General features: G+C 66.4%; 15 protein-coding genes. 10 read left to right on the top strand and 5 right to left on the bottom strand.

Annotation, left to right across the window (positions count from 1 at the left end):
- Positions 1-40: 40 nt before the first annotated feature.
- The 7 genes from purM to ACLIJ1_RS11470 all read left to right on the top strand — a co-directional run bounded on the left by purM (position 41) and on the right by ACLIJ1_RS11470 (position 7,019).
- Positions 41-1,078, top strand: a complete 1,038-nt coding sequence (purM, locus tag ACLIJ1_RS11500; protein WP_411365646.1) for a phosphoribosylformylglycinamidine cyclo-ligase — start codon at positions 41-43, stop codon at positions 1,076-1,078.
- A gap of 10 nt (positions 1,079-1,088) precedes the next feature.
- Positions 1,089-2,288: an MFS transporter gene (locus ACLIJ1_RS11495; RefSeq protein WP_411365645.1), complete on the top strand. Its 1,200-nt coding sequence runs from the start codon at positions 1,089-1,091 to the stop codon at positions 2,286-2,288.
- Between the two features lie 88 nt (positions 2,289-2,376).
- On the top strand, positions 2,377-3,051 hold the full coding sequence (locus tag ACLIJ1_RS11490; RefSeq protein ID WP_411365644.1) for a hypothetical protein: 675 nt from the start codon (positions 2,377-2,379) through the stop codon (positions 3,049-3,051).
- A 72-nt stretch (positions 3,052-3,123) separates the two neighbouring features.
- A complete protein-coding gene (locus ACLIJ1_RS11485; RefSeq protein ID WP_411365643.1) occupies positions 3,124-4,713 on the top strand; it encodes a hypothetical protein in 1,590 nt (529 codons plus the stop codon).
- A 97-nt stretch (positions 4,714-4,810) separates the two neighbouring features.
- On the top strand, positions 4,811-5,386 hold the full coding sequence (locus ACLIJ1_RS11480; RefSeq protein ID WP_411365642.1) for a cysteine hydrolase family protein: 576 nt from the start codon (positions 4,811-4,813) through the stop codon (positions 5,384-5,386).
- Positions 5,383-6,015, top strand: coding sequence for a DJ-1/PfpI family protein (locus ACLIJ1_RS11475; RefSeq protein ID WP_411365641.1), 633 nt, complete (start codon positions 5,383-5,385; stop codon positions 6,013-6,015). The genes ACLIJ1_RS11480 and ACLIJ1_RS11475 overlap by 4 nt, the downstream gene beginning before the upstream one ends.
- The gene (locus ACLIJ1_RS11470) at positions 5,994-7,019 is read left to right on the top strand and encodes a GlxA family transcriptional regulator (protein WP_411365640.1); all 1,026 of its coding nucleotides are present in this window, start codon (positions 5,994-5,996) and stop codon (positions 7,017-7,019) included. The genes ACLIJ1_RS11475 and ACLIJ1_RS11470 overlap by 22 nt, the downstream gene beginning before the upstream one ends.
- A 3-nt stretch (positions 7,020-7,022) precedes the next feature.
- Here ACLIJ1_RS11470 and ACLIJ1_RS11465 read toward each other — a convergent pair whose 3' ends face one another.
- From ACLIJ1_RS11465 to murJ, 3 genes are all read right to left on the bottom strand, one after another.
- Entirely contained in the window at positions 7,023-7,673 is a 651-nt protein-coding gene (locus ACLIJ1_RS11465) for an NAD-dependent dehydratase (RefSeq protein ID WP_411365639.1), read from the bottom strand.
- A gap of 123 nt (positions 7,674-7,796) precedes the next feature.
- Positions 7,797-8,660, bottom strand: coding sequence for a SirB1 family protein (locus ACLIJ1_RS11460; RefSeq protein ID WP_411365638.1), 864 nt, complete (start codon positions 8,658-8,660; stop codon positions 7,797-7,799).
- Between the two features lie 36 nt (positions 8,661-8,696).
- Positions 8,697-10,262, bottom strand: a complete 1,566-nt coding sequence (gene murJ / locus ACLIJ1_RS11455; protein ID WP_411365637.1) for a murein biosynthesis integral membrane protein MurJ — start codon at positions 10,260-10,262, stop codon at positions 8,697-8,699.
- A 118-nt stretch (positions 10,263-10,380) separates the two neighbouring features.
- Here murJ and rpsT point away from each other — a divergent pair, with 118 nt between their 5' ends.
- A complete protein-coding gene (rpsT, locus tag ACLIJ1_RS11450; RefSeq protein ID WP_411365636.1) occupies positions 10,381-10,677 on the top strand; it encodes a 30S ribosomal protein S20 in 297 nt (98 codons plus the stop codon).
- Positions 10,678-10,820: 143 nt separating this feature from the next.
- Here the strand turns inward: rpsT and ACLIJ1_RS11445 are convergent, their stop codons facing one another.
- Both ACLIJ1_RS11445 and ACLIJ1_RS11440 read right to left on the bottom strand, forming a co-directional pair.
- Positions 10,821-11,651: a TIGR00266 family protein gene (locus ACLIJ1_RS11445; protein ID WP_411365635.1), complete on the bottom strand. Its 831-nt coding sequence runs from the start codon at positions 11,649-11,651 to the stop codon at positions 10,821-10,823.
- 159 nt (positions 11,652-11,810) lie between these two features.
- Positions 11,811-12,131, bottom strand: a complete 321-nt coding sequence (locus ACLIJ1_RS11440) for a DUF3579 domain-containing protein (RefSeq protein ID WP_411365634.1) — start codon at positions 12,129-12,131, stop codon at positions 11,811-11,813.
- Between the two features lie 240 nt (positions 12,132-12,371).
- On the opposite strand from ACLIJ1_RS11440, the gene ACLIJ1_RS11435 reads away from it, so the two are divergent.
- Both ACLIJ1_RS11435 and argF read left to right on the top strand, forming a co-directional pair.
- A complete protein-coding gene (locus ACLIJ1_RS11435) occupies positions 12,372-13,574 on the top strand; it encodes an aspartate aminotransferase family protein (protein ID WP_411365754.1) in 1,203 nt (400 codons plus the stop codon).
- Positions 13,575-13,592: 18 nt separating this feature from the next.
- A complete protein-coding gene (gene argF / locus ACLIJ1_RS11430; protein WP_411365633.1) occupies positions 13,593-14,540 on the top strand; it encodes an ornithine carbamoyltransferase in 948 nt (315 codons plus the stop codon).
- Positions 14,541-14,545 lie beyond the last annotated feature (5 nt).

Here is a 14,545-nt window from a genome sequence, read left to right as displayed (position 1 = left end):
TCTCCGGCTTGCGCCGCCACTCTCCCCGCCTCCCTTTCCCATGACCTCCAGCACCACCCCCCTCTCCTACAAAGACGCCGGCGTTGACATCGACGCGGGCGACGCGCTGGTCGAGCGCATCAAGCCGCTGGCCAAAAAGACGATGCGCGAAGGCGTGCTGGCCGGCATCGGCGGCTTTGGCGCCCTGTTCGAAGTGCCCAAGCGTTACCAGGAACCGGTGCTGGTCTCCGGCACCGACGGCGTGGGCACCAAGCTCAAGCTGGCTTTCGAATGGAACCTGCACGACACCGTGGGCATCGACCTGGTCGGCATGAGCGTCAACGACGTGCTGGTGCAGGGCGCCGAGCCGCTGTTCTTCCTGGACTACTTCGCCTGCGGCAAGCTGGACGTGGAAACGGCCGCGGCCGTGGTCGGCGGGATCGCCAAGGGTTGTGAACTGTCGGGTTGCGCCCTGATCGGCGGCGAAACCGCCGAAATGCCGGGCATGTACCCGGCTGGCGAGTACGACCTGGCGGGCTTCTGCGTCGGCGCTGTCGAGAAGAGCAAGATCCTGACCGGCCAGAACGTCAAGCCCGGCGACGTGGTGCTGGGCCTGGCCTCGCACGGCGTGCATTCCAACGGCTTCTCGCTGGTGCGCAAGTGCATCGAGCGTGCGGGCAGCGACCTGCCCGCCACGCTGGATGGTCAGCCGTTCAAGCAGGCCATCATGGCGCCGACCCGCCTGTACGTGAAGAACGTGCTCGCCACCCTGGCCAAGCACCCGGTGAAGGCCCTGGCCCACATCACCGGGGGCGGCCTGCTGGAGAACATTCCGCGCGTGCTGCCCGAAGGCACGGCCGCCCACCTCAAGAAGGGCAGCTGGCCGCAGACCGAGCTGTTCGCCTGGCTGCAGAAGGTGGCCGGCATCGACGACATCGAGATGAACCGCACCTTCAACAACGGCATCGGCATGGTGGTGGTGATCGCCGCCGAAGAGGCTGCCGCCTGCGCCGCCACGCTGCGCGAACTGGGCGAGACGGTCTACGAGATCGGCGCCATCGCGCCCAAGGGCGACGGCGCATCGGTGATCGTCGCCTGACGATGCCTGCATGACCGGCGCCCCGACATCCCGGCGCCGGCTCCCGGGCGCCATCTGGGCGCTGGGTTTCGTCAGCCTGCTGATGGACATCTCTTCGGAGCTGATCCACAGCCTGCTGCCCGTTTTCCTGGTCACAGGTCTGGGCGCCAGCATGGTGACTGTGGGCCTGCTTGAAGGTGCGGCCGAAGCGACCGCCCTGATCGTCAAGGTGTTCTCCGGCGCGCTGAGCGACTGGTGGGGCAAGCGCAAGCCGCTGGCGCTGCTGGGCTACGGACTCGGCGCCGCCACCAAGCCCCTGTTTGCCCTGGCCACCACAATCGAACCGGTCATTGCGGCGCGGCTGATCGACCGCATCGGCAAGGGCATCCGCGGCGCCCCGCGCGATGCGCTGGTCGCGGACATCGCGCCGCCCGACATGCGCGGCGCCGCTTTCGGACTGCGTCAGTCGCTGGACACCGTGGGTGCCTTTCTCGGCCCGCTGCTGGCCATGGGCCTGATGCTGCTCTGGCACAACGATTTCCGGGCCGTGTTCTGGGTTGCGGTGATTCCGGCAGCGCTCTGCGTCCTGCTGCTGATGTTCGGCGTGCAGGAGCCGGAGCGGCCCGCGGGCGCACCGCGCACGCAACCGATCTCGCGCGAGAACTTGCGCAAGCTCTCTGGCGCTTACTGGTGGGTCGTGGGCATCGGGGCCGTCTTCACGCTGGCGCGTTTCTCCGAGGCCTTCCTGGTGCTGCGGGTACAACAGGGTGGGCTGGCGATCGCGTGGGTACCGATGGTGCTGATCGTGATGAATGCCATCTATGCGCTGGGCGCCTACCCGTTCGGGCGGCTGGCCGACATCATGGACCGGCGCTCCCTGCTGGCCATGGGCGTGGTGGTGCTGATCGGCGCCGACGCCCTGCTGGCATGGAGCGGCCAGGGCCTGGTCGCCTGGGGAGGCATCGCGCTCTGGGGCGTGCACATGGCCATGACCCAGGGCCTGCTGGCGGCCATGGTGGCCGACACCTCGCCGCCGGAACTGCGCGGAACAGCCTTCGGCCTGTTCAACCTGGTGTCCGGCGTGGCCATGCTGATCGCCAGCGGCCTGGCCGGCCTGCTCTGGGACCAGCTGGGCGCCGGGGCCACGTTCGGCGCCGGCATGGGGCTGGCCGCCCTGTCGCTGCTGGTGCTGATGCTGCGGCCGATGTCTCCGGCTGCTCGATCGTCCTGAACCAGCATATGCCCCAAGAGGGGGCCGGCACCAGTGGTCTTTTGGGTTGCTTGCGGTACATTCGGCCGCCAAGGGAAGGAACACCGAGATGCACAACATCCGTTCACACATCGCCACTGGCGCTCTCGCCATTCTTCTGGCCGCGCTCAATGCCGGCTGCATGGCACCGGTCCAGGCGGTCAACGCCATCGAGCGGTCCTCTGCGCAACGCGACCTCGACAAAGGCATCGCTGTGCTGCGGGCACACATCAAGGCACTGCAGGACAAGGGCGACCCGCTGGGCGACTACTTCTACGCCCTGGGCAATTCCGACGGATGGATCGAAGACGTCAAGGACCCGGCGGCCATCACCCGGTTGTTCGAGAAGGCCGCGGCCAAGGGGTCGATGGACGCGAAGATTTTGCTGGCGCTGCAGTTGGCGACGAGTGAGCCGATTCCGGGGAAGCTGGATTACGGGAAGGGACCTCGGCAAAACCTGCAAGCCTGGGAGGCTGGCCTTGGGAAACTGCTACCGCTGTTGACTGAGCAGTGTTTTGCGCGGCGCTTGGTTCTGGAAACGGGGCGTCCTCAAATGACGTCGTATTCCATTGCATACGAGATCTGGCCGACTTTTCGTGACGGCAGCTCATACAAAAATAGACAGGGACAGTGGGAAACTCTGATTCCAAAAGACTCAGAGCGGCAAAAAGTATGGGAAGAAATTCACCGCAACTGCAGGCGACCGAGTGACGAGTGGCTGGGCGAAGCCAATCACAAGGGCTGAAGCATGGATGCCGGAGCACCCTTCAAAGCTAGTCCGAGTGGCGCATTTAACAGGCTTGATTCAAAAGTCGGAATGTCTTTGGCCTACTGGGCATATCCACATGGAAATGTCCAGCAGGCTGAGAAGCTGACAAAGTACCCGCAGAACTGGGTACACGCCCAGCCAGGAACCCATCTTCCTGTCGATTGGAAAGAAGCCCGATACGCGATCGATTCCAACAGCAGACCAGTCCTGACCCAAGAGGGCTGGAACACCCAACACAACGCCGAGGGCAAACTGGAGAACCAGTTCCAGGTCTCGGTCAACCGTGAAACGCACGAAATCACCTTCGACTTCAAGGGCTCCGACGCCTGGAGCAACTGGAAGTCCGATCTGGGCAACGCCGGTGCCTCGGAATTTGCCAAGATCCAGGCCAAGGCGCAGGCAGCGTACGAGTACCTGAAGGACAACCCGGACTACAAGGACTACCGCTTCGCCACCACCGGCCACAGCCTGGGCGGCGGCATGGCGCAGAGTTTTGCGCTGAGGAACAACCTCGACGCCTACGTCTACAACAGCCTGCCGGTTGCCCGCGACACCATTGAGGGTGACTACTTCAAGGACGCGGGTGGCTACGCGGCGGCACTGGCGCGCTACCAGGCCTCCGGCCGCCAGGTGCACGACGTGCGCACACCCAACGACATCGCGACCTACTTCTATGGTGGCGTCAGGCAGGACCAGTACCTCAGCCAGCATGTGCCCCCGGGTCCCACGATGTTGCCGGGTTCGTCGCTGCCGACCCCGCTCAAGACCGTATTGATGGCCAGCGGCAGCGGCACCCTCGTCGCGGGTTCCGTGATGGCCAGCGACCACGCCAACAAGGCACTGGTCGACGGACAGCAGGGCCTTTCTGTAGGCAAAGACGGCCGCTACATCATCCCAGAAGGTCATGCCGACTTCGCGCAGTTGCCGCCTGGGGCCCGCAAGCTGTTCGCTCGCCTGTCCGAGTCGCCGGTGGTCAAAACCATCTGCTCCGAAACGCGCGGACCTTCGTCGCCCTGCGACCGGTTCGTGGTCACGCGGGAGGACGGCAGCCAGCAGCACATCAGCGTCGACAGCTCCAACGGCGGCATCGACATCGATCACTACGGCAAGGATGGGCGGCGCATGCGGATTGAGATGAACGAGCGTCGCCACCAGCCAGCCCGGGTCACGGAGTTCGATGCACAGGGCAAACCCGTCCATTCCGAAACGGTGGCCTTGCGCGTGGAGGAGTCTGGAACCCGGACCGCTGCGAAAAGTCTCAGCCCCGAGCAGCAGGCCCAGTTCGTGATGGCCTGGCGGCAGACCGGCGACCGGTTGCGCGATGCGGGTCTGTCTCCCGCGGAGGTGGGGCAGGTCTGCGCGGCAGCGGTGGGGCACTGCGCCCGCCACGGGGAGAAGGGACCACCGGAGCAGTTTCTCGTGAGCAAGGACGGCCAGCGTTTGGGCGTCATGCACCCGGGACGGCAACTGTCCGAACTGGACATTCCCCAGGCCCTGCATCGCAGCACCGAAGAGCACTTCGCAGCTGCCAGCCAGCCCAGCGCACAAGCTGCCCAGGCCACCGACCGGACAGCGCCGCAGCCCGTCCCTGCGACACAGAAATCCGCGACAGAAGCCAGCGCACCCGCCCTGGGCTGACCTGTCCGAAAACGAACGAAACCGGTCGCTGACCGGGCGGACAGCGTGGATGGCAATGGCCAGAATGGCAGACATCCCCACACCACGGAGTTCGCCCATGTCCACCAGCCACACCGCCCTCATCGTCATCGACGTGCAGTCGTCTTTCCGGTACGAGCCCTATTTCACCGACCGCGACCTGCCGGACTTCCTCGCGGCCCAGAACGCCTTGATCGAAGGGAGCATCCGCCTCGGCATTCCGGTGATCCGGGTGTTGCACAGCGATGGTCCGGAAACGGCCAACAACGCGTTTGCACTGGCCAGCGGCCATGTTTCGCCGCTCGCCGGCCTGACCGGCTTCGATGCCGCATCCACCTTCATCAAGCACCGCCACAGCGCCCTGGTCGGCACCGGCCTGGACGTCTGGCTGACCGAACACGGCATCCGCCGCCTGATCGTCAGCGGCATCCGCACCGAGCAGTGCTGCGAGACCACGACGCGCCACGCTTCCGATCTCGGCTGGCAGGTCGACTACGTGACCGATGCGACGCTGACCTTCGACATGACGCAGCCCGACGGGTCGCCACTGACCGCTGCCGAGATCAAGGCACGCACCGCCACCGTGCTGCAGGACCGTTTCTGCACGCTGTGCAGCGTCGACGAGGCCCTGTCGCGCGCGCAGGCGGCAGCGTGAGCCGGCCCTACGCCATCGCGATCCTGGCGTTCGACGAGGTCGAGGCACTGGATCTGGCCGGCCCCTACGAGGTCTTCACCACCGCCGCACGCATGGCCGCCCGGCCCGAAGCCGCCGACTGGCCGGGGCGCGATCTCGCGGCCGGCTGGCAGGTCGACTGCGTGGCGCGCACACTGGCGCCGATTCGGGCGCGTGCAGGCCTGCGTGTGCTGCCGACCCGCGACTTCGCCGATCCGGCACCGATCGACCTGCTGGTCGTCCCCGGCGGTGTGGTCGACGCCGCAGCCCGTTGCGCCGACACGCTGGCCTGGCTGCGACGGAACAGCGAAGGCGCGGCCCTCACCGCCTCGGTCTGCACCGGCGCCTTCCTGCTGGCGGCGGCGGGCGTGGTGCACACTGAGCGCATGACCACGCACTGGGAAGACCTGGACGACCTGCGCGCGCAATCGCCAGCGCTGCGCGTGCAGGACGGCGTGCGATGGGTCGAGGACGGCCGCATCGTCAGCTCGGCCGGCATCAGTGCCGGCATCGACATGTCGCTGCACCTGGTGGCGCGACTGACCTGCTCAGCGCTGGCGGAACGGACGGCGCGACAGATGGACTACCGATGGCTGAAAAACCCCTTGTGAACCACCAGGCCCAGCCCATTGTCGACGTGCACTTCGTGCTGCTCGACGACAGCCTGATCCTGGACTGGGCGGGCCCGGCCGAAGCGCTGTGCTTCGCCAACCGGTGTCTACAGGCACGTGGATTGCCACCCGCCTTTGCCCTGCATTTCGCCGGCCCACAGGCACAGACCCGCAGCTCGGTGGGTGCGGTCATCACCGGACTGGAACCGCTCTCGGACTTCTCGGATGCAGAGCGACCTCAGTGGATTGTTCTGGTTGGCCAGCCTGGTGACCAGATCGAACTGGAGAGCGAACCCGCGCGCGCCATGCTGCACTGGCTGCGAGGATTGAGGCTGGCAGAGGGCCGCATCGAGCTGATGTGCATCTGCGCCGGTGCCGTGATCGCGGCGCACGCAGGCCTGCTGGCACACCACAAGGCCACCACGCACCACCACCATCTCGATGAGCTGCGGCAGGCCGCGCCCGATTGCGAAGTACTCGCCAACCGGGTGTTCGTTCTCGATGCTCCGGTGTTCAGCAGCGCGGGGGTGACCACCGGCATCGACCTGACACTGCACCGCATTGCCGCCCACCTCGGACCAACCCTGGCCGCCGAAGTGGCACAGACCATGGTGGTAGCGTTGAGGCGCGGACCACAGGACCCTGAGCTGTCTCCCTTTCTGAACCATCGCAACCACCTGCACCCGGTGGTGCACCGTGTGCAGGACGCCGTGAGTCAGGCGCCGCAGGAAGACTGGAGCGTGCCACGCATGGCCGAATGCGGCCACACCTCGCCGCGGCACCTGGGGCGGCTGTTCGAGGAACATGCGGGCGTGTCGCCGCTGGTTTACCTGCAGCAGATCCGGCTGGCGGTGGCGCAGGCCGCGCTGCGCAGTGGCCGCAACGTGACACAGGCCGCGGAGATCGCAGGGTTCAGCTCCGACGCACAGCTGCGGCGCGCCTGGCACCGGCACGGCCACGAAGGCGCTCCTGCCCAGGCCACTGGCCGGGACCGGCCTCACTGATCATCACCGGACGGGCACGGGGTCGAGCAGGCGCTCGGACTCCAGCACATGAACGCCGGGCTTCGCAGCCACCGCCGCCGCCAGCAGGTGGGCCGCGATCTGGCTGGCCGGCACCACGCGGTAACGGCGCGGCAGCAGCGGTTCCAGCCCCCGCGTCACCGCAATCGCCAGGCGCTCGGCCGGCCGCGATTCCTGGCGATCACCGCCGATCAGACCGGGCCGGACAAACGTCAACGACGCATAGCCCAGCGAACGCAGGTCGCGTTCAAGCTCACCCTTGGTCCGCGAATAGAACACCCGCGAATCCGCGCTGGCGCCCAGCGCCGAATTGAGTGCATAGGCGCGTGCGCCTTGCCGCAGCGCCAGCCGAGCCACCTGCAGGGGCAGGTCGTGGTCCACCCGGTAGAACGCCGCCTGCGAACCGGCCACCTTGATCGTGGTACCCAGCGCACAGACCACGGCGTCGACCGACCACCACGGCGCGTCTTCGGGCAGCTCTGCGAAGTCGAGCACCGGGTTGAGCAGTTTCGGCTGCGCGGGCAAGGCGCGCCGTGTGGGCGCAACCACCTGCGTCACACGTTCATCCGCCAATGCCCGCTGCAGCGCCGACTGCCCCACCAGTCCGGTCGCCCCCAGCAGCATCAGCCGCGTCATGACAGCAGCCCGCGCAGCGGTAGAACGCGGGAGCAGGAGGGCCAGCCGCCGGGCCGCCCCAAGGCAGGCCCAGCCCCCCCGGGGGGCAGCGACCCGCGCAGCGGCGGAGCGTGGGGGCTCTGATCAATCACGGCTGGTCTCGCGCCGAAGCTCGCGGATGCGCGCCTGGATCGCGTCTCGGTCCAGCGCGTCGTCGGTGTTCGCGACGTACAGCTCCAGATCGGTCAGCGCCAGCCGCGCATCACCCATCTCGGCCCACGCCAGGCCGCGATCGCGGTACTCGACCCAGGCATCGGGCAGCAGCACCAGCAGTCGGTCGAGCACGGCAATCAGCCGCAGCCAGTCTTCCTGCGTCTTGTGGATTTCCTTGAGGTTGCGCAGCATGCGCGCGATGATGTCGCGCGACGGCGCGGCCTGCAGGTACAGCCCGACCGGAACATCGAAGTCGTCGACCAGGCCGTTGCGCCGCTTGTACGGTTCCAGCCGCTCGGACAGTTCCTCGCGGCTGAGCGACTGGCCGCTGAACGGGTCGATCACCACCTGCCCTTCCGGCAGGTTGATCTTGACCAGGAAGTGGCCGGGAAAATTGACACCGCGGGCCTTCAGGCCCATCCCCTGCGCCAGCTCCAGCCAGAGCACGGCCAGCGAAATCGGGATGCCACGGCGGGTGCGCAGCAGCACGTTGAGGTGGCTGTTGTCCGGGTCGAGGTAATCGTTGACGTTGCCGCCGAAACCCAGGTCGCGGAAGAAGAACTGGTTGAGCACCCGCAGGCGCTGAAGCGGATCGGCATCGGACGGGCAGCGGCGGCGCAGGCGCGAGATCAGCACGTCGACTTCATCGAGCACTTCCTGCACATCCAGGGTGGGGTATTCGTCCTGGGCGATGGACGCCGCCGCCTCCAGCAGGGGCAGGCTGTCGTCGTCTTTCACCAGCGCGGCAAAGTAGGCCAGCGGGGTTGACGAGGGAAGTTCGAAGGGCGTGGGCATGGTCGTTCGGCGGACGCCGTCAGCGCGCCCTCAGATTCATTTTCGGACGAATTGCCGAAGTTTTAAACCCGAAAGTGTGAGCGTAGCGAAATACAGCGCGGCCGCGCCCGCCACGATCGCCGCCAGCAGGCCCACGCGCAGCAGGCGACCGCCCTCGAACGCGGTCCAGTTCACCGTCTCGGCGCTCCAGAGCAGGAACACCGCCATCAGCGCGCTCGCGGCCAGCACCTGCATCAGGAACCGGCCCCAGCCACTGGACGGCTGGTAGGCGCCACGGCGGATCAGCCCCAACAGCAGCAGGGTCGCATTCACCATGGCGCCCAGCCCGATCGACAGGGCCAGTCCCGCGTGCGCCAGCCGGGGCACGAACAGGAAATTCATGGCCTGCGTCAGTGTCAGCACCAGGATGGCAATCTTGACCGGCGTGCGGATGTCCTGCCGTGCGTAGAAACCGGGCGCCAGCACCTTGATCGCCACCAGCCCGAGCAGGCCGGCGCCATATCCCATGAGAGCGTATGAAGTCTGCTCCACGTCGCGGGCCGTGAACGCCCCGTAGTGGTAGAGCACCGCCACCAGCGGTTTGGCAAAGGTCAGCAGCGCCAGCGCACTGGGCACCGCCAGCAGCACCATCAGGCGCAGGCCCCAGTCGAGCAGCTGGCTGTAGCGGGCACCGTCGTCGGTCGCCTTCGCCGCGGCCAGCTGCGGCAGCAGCACGACGCCCAGCGCCACGCCCAGCATGGCGGTCGGAAACTCCATCAGCAGGTCGGCGTACGAAAGCCAGCTGACGCTGCCGGGTGCGAGATGCGAGGCGATCTGCGTGTTGATCAGCAGCGAAATCTGGGCCACGCTCACCCCCAGCAACGCGGGCAGCATCAGGCTGGTCACGCGGCGCGTGCCCGGATAGAACCAGGCCGCCCTGATCTGCGACCAGCGCCAGCCGATGCGCGGCAGCATGCCAATCTTCAGCAGCGCCGGAATCTGCACGCCCAGTTGCAGCATGCCGCCCAGCATCACGCCCGCCGCCAGCGCATAAATGGGCGCAATGCCGATCGACCGGAACCACGGGGCACCCAGCGACGCGGCCGCGATCATCGCGATGTTGAGCAGCACCGGCGTCGCCGCGGGCACGGCAAACCGCTTCCAGGTGTTGAGAATGCCCGCCGACAGGGCCACCAGCGACATGAAACCGATGTACGGGAACATCCAGCGGGTCATGAACACCGCGGATTCGAATCCATCCACGCTCTGTTTCAGCCCGCTGGCCATGGCCCAGACCAGTACCGGCGCCAGTGCCACCCCTGCCACACAGGTCAGCAGCAGCGCCCAGACCAGCACGGTGGCGATCTGGTCGACCAAGTCGCGCGTGGCCTCGTCGCCTTCCTTGGCCCGCACGCCCGCCAGCACCGGCACGAAAGCCTGGCTGAAGGCCCCTTCGGCAAACAGCCGGCGGAACATGTTGGGAATCCGGAACGCCACATTGAAGGCGTCGGTCAGCGGGCTGGCGCCGAACAGCGCGGCAATCAGCAGCTGGCGCACCAGACCGGTGATGCGCGAGGCCAGGGTCAGCAGGGAAACGAGGGAGGCGGACTTGAAGAGCGACACCGGGGCAGTGTACTGCCCACCCTCCCTGCCGGGCGGGCAGACTGGCCTGGCTTGGGGGTGCGTGATAGAATCGCGGGCTTTGCTGGCAACATCCCCAAACACTTAAAGGATTTACACCATGGCAACCAAGCCGAAGAAAAAGAACCCCCGTCTGGCGTCTGGCCGCAAACGCGCCCGCCAGGACGTCAAACTGAACGCCGCCAACAGCTCGCTGCGTTCCAAGTACCGCACCGCCGTCAAGAACGTCGAGAAGGCCGTTGTGGCCGGCGACAAGACCAAGGCCGCCGAACTGTTCGCCAAGATGCAAGCCGTGGTCGACACCGTGGCCGACAAGGGCATCTTCCACAAGAACAAGGCTTCCCGCGACAAGAGCCGCCTGTCCGCCAAGGTCAAGGCCCTGGCCACCGCCGCTTAACAGCAGCGGCCAACGGCCTGCCCCGGCAGGCCATCAGCCCGGACCATCGAATCCATGATTCCCTGGTCTGCCGTTTGAAACGGTGCGCTGCCAGCAAAAAAGAAAACCGCCCCTCGGGGCGGTTTTTCTTTGGGCAATCGGTTTCAGTCGTCGTCTCCGCCGATCAGACCACCCAGCAGACCACCGCCCAGAATGCCCGCCGTCAGGCCGCCCTGCTCGCCACCCGAGCCACCGCCGCCCTGCGTCCGGGGCGCGGCGGCAAAGATGCGAGAAGCCAGACGGGCGAACGGCAGCGACTGGATCCAGACCGTGCCCGGGCCGCGCAGGGTCGCGAAAAACAGGCCCTCGCCACCAAACAGTGCCGTCTTGACGCCACCGACGAACTGGATGTCGAAGTCGACCCCCGTCGTGTAGGCCACCACACAGCCGGTATCCACCCGCAGTACCTCGCCCGGCGCCAGATCGCGCTTGAGCACCGTGCCGCCCGAGTGCACGAAGGCCAGGCCGTCGCCTTCGAGCTTCTGCATGATGAAGCCTTCGCCGCCGAAGAATCCGGTGCCCAGCTTGCGCTGGAAGGCAATGCCCAGCGACACGCCCTTGGCCGCACACAGGAAGGCGTCGCGCTGACAGATCAGGGTGCCGCCCAGCTGCGACAGGTCGAACGGGATGATCTTGCCGGTGTAGGGCGCTGCGAACGCGACCTTGCGCTTGCCGTTGCCCTGGTTGGTGTAGACCGTGGTGAACAGCGACTCGCCAGTGATCAGGCGCTTGCCCGCGCCCAGCAGCTTGCCAAACAGGCCGCCGCCCGACGAACCCGCCGAACCGTCGCCGAAGACGGTGGTCATCGCGATCCCGTCCTCCATGTACATCATGCTGCCGGCCTCGCCGACCGCGGCCTCGCCGGGGTCCAGCTCGATCTCGATGAACTGCATGTCGTCGCCATGCAGGTAGTAGTCCACCACGTCCATTGCCATGAAATTCGCTCCGCAAACACGGCACACGCCGCAATCGGCGGAGGATAGCGGAAGACGAAACGGGGTGTCCCTATGCCAGAACTCGGCGGAACCGGCTCCCCCAGGCAGCACCGCGTTGCCCCCTTGAGGTGGTCGCGCGCAGCGCGGCAGGGGTGCGCGCTACTTCACGTCCGGCAGCAGGCAGCCCTCGACGACCTGCAGGTCGTTGTCTTTGGCGAAGTTCATGCAGAAGTCCCAGGCCATGGGCTCGGCTTCGCGCAGGTCGGTGTGCACGATCACGACCTTCACTCCGTTCATCACGGTCGGTACGCACCAGGGGGAATACGCAATGTGGCTGCCGATGCGGGCGGAGCCGCCGCCGGGGCGGAACTGGCTCATCACGCCCGCCAGCCGCTCGGCCCAGTCGCTGGGCCGAAACGTGCGTCCACCCCGGGTCACACCCTGGATGAACACTTGTTTGGCGGTGGGGGTCTCAGCCATGGAATGAGATGCCGTTGCGGATGGCGGTATTCTATCTTATATAAGACTTGAGCCTAGGGTTAACCCGGCCGCGCAGCGGGCCACCCAAAGGTGACCGCAGTGTGCCGCATGGCTCTGATGCGGAACAAGCAAAGATGATGCCCAATCCTGCGCCTAAAATCGCTTTTCAACGGCTCAACCTGCGTTGAGCCGCTTTCTTTTGGCCCTTCCCGATCCTCTGGAGTCCGCATGAACGCCGCTGTGTCTGCCCCCGTCGTCCCGTCGTCGCCCCACGTGATGAACACCTACGGGCGCCTGCCGATCGCCATGTCGCACGGCAAGGGCTGCCGCGTCTGGGACGTCAACGGCAAGGAATACCTGGACGCGCTGGCGGGTATCGCGGTGAACACCTTGGGGCATGGACACCCCAAACTGGTGAAAGCGCTGCAGGAGCAGGTGGCCAACATGATCCACTGCTGCAACTACTACCACGTGCCCGGCCAGGAAGAGCTGGCGAAGCTGCTGGTGGAACGCTCGGGCCTGACCAACGTCTTTTTCTGCTCCACCGGCCTGGAAGCCAACGAAGCGGCGCTGAAGCTGGCGCGCAAGTACGGCCACGACAAGGGCATTGAGCGTCCGGAGATCGTGGTCTATGAAAAGGCCTTCCACGGCCGCTCGATCGCCACCCTGTCGGCCACCGGCAATCCCAAAGTACAGGCCGGCTTCGGCCCGCTGGTCGAAGGCTTCATCCGCGTGCCGGTGAACGACATCGACGCGCTGAAGAAGACCACGGCCGGCAATCCCAACGTGGTCGCCGTTTTCTTCGAGACCATCCAGGGCGAAGGCGGCATCAACCCGATGCGCATCGAGTACCTCCAGCAGGTGCGCGCCCTGTGCGACACCAACGACTGGCTGATGATGATCGACGAAGTGCAGTGCGGCATGGGCCGCACCGGCAAGTGGTTCGCACACCAGTGGGCGGGCATCCAGCCCGACGTGATGCCGCTGGCCAAGGGCCTGGGCTCGGGCGTGCCGATCGGCGCGGTGGTCGCTGGCCCTAAGGCCGCAAACATCTTCCAGCCGGGCAATCACGGCACCACGTTTGGCGGCAATCCGCTGTCCATGCGCGCGGGGGTCGAGACCATCCGCATCATGGAAGAAGAGGGCCTGCTGGCCAATGCCGAGAAGGTCGGCCTGCACCTGCAGACCCGGCTGCTGACCGCCCTGATGGGCAAGAAGGGCGTCAAGGAAGTGCGCGGCCATGGCCTGATGATCGGCATCGAGCTGGACATGCCCTGCGGCGTGATCACCCAACGCGCGGCCGACGCCGGCCTGCTGCTGTCGGTCACGGCCGACAGCGTGATCCGGCTGGTGCCGCCGCTGATCATCAGCGCCGCCGAGGCCGACGAGATCGTCGCCCGCCTGCTGCCCATCATCGAGACCTTCCTCAAAGAACAGGGCTGATTGCCCGGAGCGCACCGCATGAGCATCCGCCACTACCTGCAGTTCAAGGATTTTTCGGCCGACGAGTACGGCTACCTGCTGCGCCGCGCCGCCTTCATCAAGGCCAAGTTCAAGGCGGTCGAAAAATACCAGCCCTTTGCCGACCCGGACCGCACCCTGGCCATGATCTTCGAGAAGGCCAGCACGCGCACCCGTGTGAGCTTCGAAGCCGGCATGTACCAGATGGGCGGCTCGGTGGTGCACCTGACCACCGGCGACAGCCAGCTCGGCCGGGCCGAACCCATTGAAGACAGCGCACGTGTCATCAGCCGCATGGTGGACATCGTGATGATCCGCACCTTCGGACAGGACAAGCTGGAGAAGTTCGCGCAGTTCTCTCGCGTGCCAGTCATCAACGGCCTGACCAACGAGTTCCATCCCTGCCAGATCCTGGCCGACCTGTTCACCCTGGTCGAACACCGCCCGGCCGCCAGCGGCGATCCGCTGGACGCCATCAAGGGCAAGGTCGTGACCTGGGTCGGCGACGGCAACAACATGGCCAACACCTGGCTGCAGGCGGCCGAGTTGCTGGGCTTCACGGTGCACGTGAGCACGCCCAGCGGCTATGAGGTGGACGCGAAGCTGGCCGGCATTGCCAACCCGGCCTGCTACAAGGTCTACAGCGACCCGAATGAAGCCTGCAAAGGCGCCGACCTGGTGACCACCGACGTCTGGACCAGCATGGGCTACGAGGCCGAGAACGAAGTGCGCCGCGCCGCCTTCAAGCAGTGGCGCGTGGACGAGGCCATGATGGCCGCCGCTCAGCCCGACGCGCTGTTCATGCACTGCTTGCCCGCCCACCGCGGCGAGGAAGTGACTGCCGAGGTCATCGACGGACCGCAGAGCGTGGTCTGGGACGAGGCGGAGAACCGCATGCACGTGCAGAAGGCGCTGATGGAGTATCTGCTGCTGGGCAAGCTGGCCTGACCCCG

This window comes from Hydrogenophaga sp. RWCD_12 (assembly GCF_046604225.1).
Taxonomy (GTDB): domain Bacteria; phylum Pseudomonadota; class Gammaproteobacteria; order Burkholderiales; family Burkholderiaceae_C; genus Hydrogenophaga.
Note: the sequence above shows the minus strand (reverse complement) of the source record. Positions and strands in the feature narration are given on the sequence as shown.